General features: G+C 36.8%; 7 protein-coding genes. All 7 read right to left on the reverse strand.

Going from position 1 to position 6,372, the window contains the following annotated elements; genetic code table 11:
- Nucleotides 1-783, reverse strand: a 783-nt coding sequence (thrB, locus tag RT405_RS03570) for a homoserine kinase (RefSeq protein WP_313467678.1), incomplete at its 3' end; no start/stop codon positions are given.
- The gene (gene thrC, locus RT405_RS03575; protein ID WP_313467616.1) at nt 773-1,840 is read right to left on the reverse strand and encodes a threonine synthase; all 1,068 of its coding nucleotides are present in this window, start codon (nt 1,838-1,840) and stop codon (nt 773-775) included. The genes thrB and thrC, both read right to left, overlap by 11 nt.
- Nucleotides 1,840-3,129: a homoserine dehydrogenase gene (locus RT405_RS03580; RefSeq protein WP_313467618.1), complete on the reverse strand. Its 1,290-nt coding sequence runs from the start codon at nt 3,127-3,129 to the stop codon at nt 1,840-1,842. Before RT405_RS03580 ends, thrC begins: the two co-directional genes overlap by 1 nt.
- A 377-nt stretch (nt 3,130-3,506) precedes the next feature.
- Nucleotides 3,507-3,740: a YkuJ family protein gene (locus tag RT405_RS03585; RefSeq protein ID WP_035028943.1), complete on the reverse strand. Its 234-nt coding sequence runs from the start codon at nt 3,738-3,740 to the stop codon at nt 3,507-3,509.
- Between the two features lie 226 nt (nt 3,741-3,966).
- Nucleotides 3,967-4,854, reverse strand: a complete 888-nt coding sequence (locus tag RT405_RS03590; protein WP_313467620.1) for an NAD(P)-dependent oxidoreductase — start codon at nt 4,852-4,854, stop codon at nt 3,967-3,969.
- A gap of 95 nt (nt 4,855-4,949) precedes the next feature.
- Complete coding sequence (locus RT405_RS03595; protein WP_313467621.1) at nt 4,950-5,984, reverse strand: glycosyltransferase family 4 protein; 1,035 nt, start codon at nt 5,982-5,984, stop codon at nt 4,950-4,952.
- A 31-nt stretch (nt 5,985-6,015) separates the two neighbouring features.
- A partial coding sequence (locus RT405_RS03600; RefSeq protein ID WP_396163185.1) for a glycosyltransferase occupies nt 6,016-6,372 on the reverse strand: 357 nt, incomplete at its 5' end.

The following is a 6,372-nucleotide window of genomic DNA, read 5'->3' on the forward strand; positions in this document are numbered from 1 at the left end:
GACTTCATTCAATTTAGCTTTTGGAACAAGCACCACTACGGTGGGCCCTGCACCACTTAAAAAAGTTCCATAAGCACCATTTTCGTTTGCCCATTGTCTAATCATCCTCAATTGCGGAATTAACTTTTCTCGATAGGGTTCATGCCATAAATCTTTTCCCATCATTTTACCTGCTAAGCTGATATTGCCCGTTAGAATAGCACTAATCATAACATTGCTGGTTGCACTAGCTTCGATCGCCTTAGAATAGGTCATTGTTTTCGGCAGCACCTCTCGGCTTTGAGTAGTCAGCAATTCATTTTTAGGCACGATCGCTAAAATTCCCGTTTCTGGGAAAGTATGCTGAACTGCATATACTTCTTGATCTAACTGACTCGCAACTACAAAATCCCCTAAGATAGCTGGTGCTACATTATCCGGATGCCCTTCAATAGCTGCTGCTATATTCACTTTTTCCATAGGTGTCAGTTCTAACTCCTCAAGTTGATTCGCCAATTCTATTCCGGCTACAATCGCTGCTGAACTGCTGCCTAAGCCGCGAGCAGAAGGAATATCGCTTTGCATCATCAGCTTTCTTGGAACCAGATTCGGAGCTAAGGTCAAAGCTGTTTGAATGATCAAATTTTCTTTATCTTTTGGAATCTTCTCTCCTAAATGATGGTCAATGTGCCATTCACTTTGCTCTTCCCCAACTTCAAGCGTCAAATAAAGATCTAAAGCTAATCCACATGAATCGAATCCTGGGCCTAAATTGGCGGTTGTACCCGGGACTCTAATAGTCAGCATTTTTAGAAACACCTGCCTTTAAATGAGTTCTCATTTCTTCGATACCGTCTAATCTCACAATGGGAATCTCCGTCACATTCATTGACGTATCAGGATCTTTTAATCCATTACCTGTGAACACACATACAACTGTTTCTCCTGCCTGAATGGCTCCGCTCTTTATATCTTTGATCACACCCGCTAACGAAGCTGCTGACCCCGGCTCAATATACACACCGTCCATTGCAGCTACCTTTTTATACGCATCAATGATCTCATCGTCTGTAACAGAATCAATTTTCCCCTTTGATTCATCTCTAGCTGCTTCAGCCAATTCCCAACTAGCAGGATTGCCGATACGAATTGCTGTTGCAATGGTTTCTGGTTGAGCAATCACTTGACCCTTAACAATAGCAGCAGCACCTTCTGCTTCAAAACCATGCATTCTCGGCAGTCCTGTTTGATGCAATTCATTCCATTCCTTAAACCCTTTCCAATAAGCTGAAATATTACCAGCATTTCCGACTGGAATAGCTAAAACATCTGGCGCTTTTTTTAAATCTTCACAAATTTCAAATGCGGCTGTTTTTTGGCCTTCTAAACGATAAGGATTGACTGAATTGACTAAAGTAACTGCTTCTGTTTCAGCTAATTGGCGAACAGCACGCAAAGCTTCATCAAAATTTCCTTGAATCGAAATAATATCCGCACCGTACATTACCGCTTGTGCCAGTTTGCCTAATGCGATTTTTCCTTCTGGAATGACAATATAAGCTTTCATATTTGCTCTAGTTGCATAAGCAGCTGCTGAAGCGCTTGTGTTTCCTGTAGATGCACAAATAATCGCTTCTGCTCCCTCTTCTTTCGCTTTTGCTACTGCCATCACCATTCCTCGGTCTTTAAAAGAACCTGTTGGATTTAACCCTTCGTATTTTCCGTATAATGTGATTCCTAAGACTTTAGATAAATTAGTCAACGGAATCAAAGGAGTATTTCCTTCACTTAGCGAAATCATGGGCGTATCTGACGTTACGGGCAAAACTTTCTTGTATTTAGTTAACAATCCTTTGTACATTATTTCCCCTCCATTACTTTAAAACAGACTAATAAGTTCATTCCTTCAGCTTTTTCCAAGTCTTTTATAATCTGAGTCTGTTGCGCTTTATTCATTTTATGAGTCACGATCACTACTTTGGCAGATGCTTTTGAAAATGGTTGTTGGATGATTTGATCAAAACCTACATCTGATTTATTAAAAATTTTAGTTAACTCTAAAAATTGGCCGGTCTGATCTTGCATATCAATAGCCATGTAATATTTTGATTCTACGTCTTTGTCTTTGGTGAGGTTCGTTTCATGCTGATAAGAATTAAAAACTGTTCCTGTCGTTCCTAGACCAATATTTTTAGCTACTGTAATAAGATCACTTACGACGCTGGTAGCGGTTGGTAAAGCTCCGGCTCCTGGCCCATAAAACATGGTTTCTCCTACCGCAGCACCTACAACAAAAACGGCATTGTTTTCATTTTGTACACCCGCTAAAGGATGGTCTTCCGGAACTAAAACTGGTCCTACATCAACTCGTACACTATTGTCTTTTTCAATAGCTGCACCAATCAATTTGATGCGGTAGCCAAGCCGTTTTGCCATTTCAATATCTGCTAATTGAATATTCCGGATCCCTCTTGTTTCAATTTGCTCTAATTCTACGTTCATACCAAACGCCAAACGAGTCAGAATTACCATTTTTCTAGCTGCGTCGATCCCATCAACATCATTAGTAGGATCACTTTCAGCAAAACCTAATTCTTGTGCTTTTTGCAATGCTTCTTCGTATGTATCGTTGTTATTTGTCATCTTAGACAACATAAAATTAGTTGTTCCATTCACGATTCCAAAAACTTTTTGAATGTGATCAGAAGCTAAACTATCAACAATTGTCCGCAAGATAGGGATACCGCCTGCAACACTAGCTTCATAGTATAAATCACACTGATAGTCATTCGCTAATGCTACTAATTCATTTCCATGCAAAGCAATCAAGTCCTTATTAGCTGTTACGACATGTTTTCCTGCTTTTAAAGCTTGAGAAATGTAGTCTTTTGCTTGGACAATACTGCCCATCACTTCTACTACAATATCAATGTCTTCATCCATTAAAATATCAGCTGCATTTGTGGTTAATTCAATTCCTTCAGAAAATTCTCCACGTTTTTTTTCAACATTGCGAACCAATACTTTCTTTACGTTCAATTCTTCTCCGGTTATTTGTTTGATTTTGCTTTCATGCTGTTTTAGAATACGCAAAACACCGCTGCCTACTGTTCCAAAACCTAATATTCCGACCTGTATTTTCCGTTTCATTTTATTGTGCTCCTTTATAGTTCAACATTTTTTAATTTGGTTTTAATCTAAATTTAAACTTATTATACCTAATTCCTGAATGGATAACTACCTTATTCCATCAAAAATTTTGACTCTATAATTTGTAGAGTAGATAGATTAGTTAATTGATTACAAGGTATTTTTGGAGGAATAATGGTTGCTTGTAGCTATGCCTAACGATTCAAGCCTCAAACAAATCCATCTATTCCAGAATAAATTTTATTTTGTTATATCAACACTATTTGTTAAACAACCAAAATTTTGTTGCATAATTATTGACCTTATCATCCTTGTGTTTTACAAAAAAAGGTTAAAGACAAGCTTAACTAAGTAAGCTTACCTTTAACCTTTAATTTTTAATCTTGCAACAATTCAAAAATCTCAATTGCGACTAAATCCAAATCATCAAATTGATAAACTTGGTGAGTTGAACTATCTTCTAATTCAAAAGTAGCAGTCTTCGCATCATAGGAAATTAGGCAACGTTCTAAGCCTTCTTTTTCAAATCTACGAATTTGAACTTCACTCTCTTTATCTTCTAGCATAGCTTCCAACCGGCGAATAATCGCCTGTAATTGTGAAGGTTTCATCTTCTCGTGCCCCTTTCAGACTTGACTCAGTCATTATTTTAACAGATTTTTCATTAAAAGACAGTAAACTCATCTTTTTTTCATTAAAAACTTCTTTTTTTTCGAACTTCCTTCAAAGTAATTAAAAGAATTTTTTGATTTTCTATCTCTTCCAGGCGGTAGAGTAAAAGGACAATCATGTAAAAAAAGTTGCTCTTTAACTTTCAGAGCAACTTTTTGTATCTTTTTAGAAGTTCATTTTTCTTTTCCCGTCAGGCCACCATAATTTAATAAAAGCTTGTGTCCCCTCGTCTCCATGGCCATTTGTTTCAAGTTTTTCATACAATTGTTGCGCTAATGCTGTAAATGGCAAGTCAATATTCATTCTGCTCGCTTCATTTAGAGCAATTTTTAAATCTTTTACGAAGTGTTTTATAAAAAATCCTGGTGAAAAATCACCTTGTAAAATACGCGGTCCATAGTTAGCTAACGACCAGTTTCCTGCACTTCCACCGCCAACAGTATCTAACACTTTTTCTAAATCAAGTCCTGCAGCATCAGCGTATACCAGCAACTCTGTCATTCCTGTCATCGTTCCGGCAATCATGATTTGATTGGCCATTTTAGTATGTTGACCTTTGCCAGCTGATCCTTGTAAGTTTACTTTACTTGAAAATTCTTTAAAAATAGGTTCTATAGCAGCATAAGTTGATTCATCACCACCGACCATGATCGTCAGCGTTCCTTTTTTGGCCCCTAAATCTCCACCTGAAACAGGCGCATCTAGCACAGCTATTCCATTTTCTTTTCCTTTTTTATATAGTTTCACTGCTAATGAAGGGGTGCTAGTTGTCATATCGATTAAAATATGTTCAGCTGTAGCTGTTTGAAAAATCCCTTTTTCTCCAAAATAAGTTTCTTCTACATCTTCTGGATAACCAACAATCGTAAAAACTACTTCACTTTCTTTCGTAACAGTTGCTGGATCATCATACCAGTTGGCTCCTAAAGAAACCACCTCATCTGTTTTGCTTTTTGTGCGATTGTAGACATTTACCTCATAACCCGCTTTTAGCAAGTGTTTAACAATTGAAGAACCCATTACTCCTATTCCGATAAATCCAATTTTTTTCACTTACACCAACTCCTTTTCATTTAGTCATTGATTTTAGTATAGCATTTTGCTGAACAAACTAAAAAGAAAAACCATTAACCCGAAAGAGGTATTTTCTATCTTTGCTCATTCTTCTTTTCTTGCTGCTGATAAAAGTCTCCCCATATCTGTGCTAAGCGTTCTTCTGAATAAGTGTTGTTACCAGCAGTTGTTTTTTGCAGTGCTGCTTGATAATAAGCAGCATCATTCGCTAAACGTTCAATTTCTCCTTGCATTGCTTCTCGGTTAGCAGCAGGTAAATAGTACCCTTCCAATACAGGAAGGTAGAGTGCTAAGTCTCTTAAGACCACAGGAGTCCCACAAGAAAAGGCTTCTAAAATACACATGGGAAAGAGTTCATCATAAGAAGGCAGCAAAAAAACATCAGCTATATTGTAATAACGGAGCATTTCTTTTCTTCCGACAATACCAGTAAACAATAAATTTTTAGGTGGGTGTTCCATTTTTTGTTTCAATTTTTCATAACCATCAGTAAGTTTGCCAAATGAAAATCCTCCTGCCCAAATAAATTGAATATCAGGCATTGCTTCAGCTAGCTTAATGAAGTCCATTACCCCTTTCCGTTCTTGCACTTGTCCAGCTCCAAAAACGATAAATCGCTTTTCTTTTAGACCTAAAGAAGTTTTTATCTGGTTTACTTGATGAGGCTCTAAAGAATAAAAATCTTTTTTAGAAACAAAATTAGGGATATACGTAATTGTTTCTTCTGGTATTCCGTATTTCATTAGTTCGGTAATGTAAGAAGGATTTACAACTACAAGCTGATCCATTCGTTTATAAAAAGCAATCACATACCAATAAAAGAGAACTGTTACCCAACGAGGCAATTGAAGACTGCCTTTTAAAGTGGAAGGCAAAAAATGAACGTATCCGATTCGTCTGCCAAAATGATGTTTAAAAAATGTACTAATAAAAAAAATTGGATCAATCGTATGATAATGGCTGATTTGTGTTTTGGTATAACGATTAATAGAAACCAATAAAGTAGAAGAATGGTAATTTTTTAATAATTGAAGTAACTCAACATATGCACTTCCTACGCCTTGTCCAGCCACTTTATCAGCAGAAGAAAACATGGTTATTTTAATCATGGTTTTATCCCCCTCCTTTCTTATCTACGTTTTAATGATTTGAATGGACAGCGACCTCTTTTTCGTGCATGTACTGCTGAATAGTCTCTCTATAAAATTGTAAAACTTTTTCTCCAAATAATTCGGACGAAATGGAGTTTAATAAACTGGTTCGTTCTTTTTTTATCCATTGATTTTTTTTATTCTGAGTAAAGTAACTGTATACCGTCTCTGCAATTTGTGAGTCATCACTAAACGTCATGCCAAAAGAGCCATTTTGCGTTAACGTTTCTGTGTACTCGTTTAGACGTGCTACAATATCCGTTCCGGATGCGATTGCTTCAATATAAGTCAACCCTTGTGATTCTGAGTTTGATGAGCTGACAAATAAATCAGCTGCCTGATAATA

It is taken from the genome of Carnobacterium sp. (assembly GCF_032094055.1).
In the GTDB taxonomy this organism is placed as follows: Bacteria; Bacillota; Bacilli; order Lactobacillales; family Carnobacteriaceae; genus Carnobacterium_A.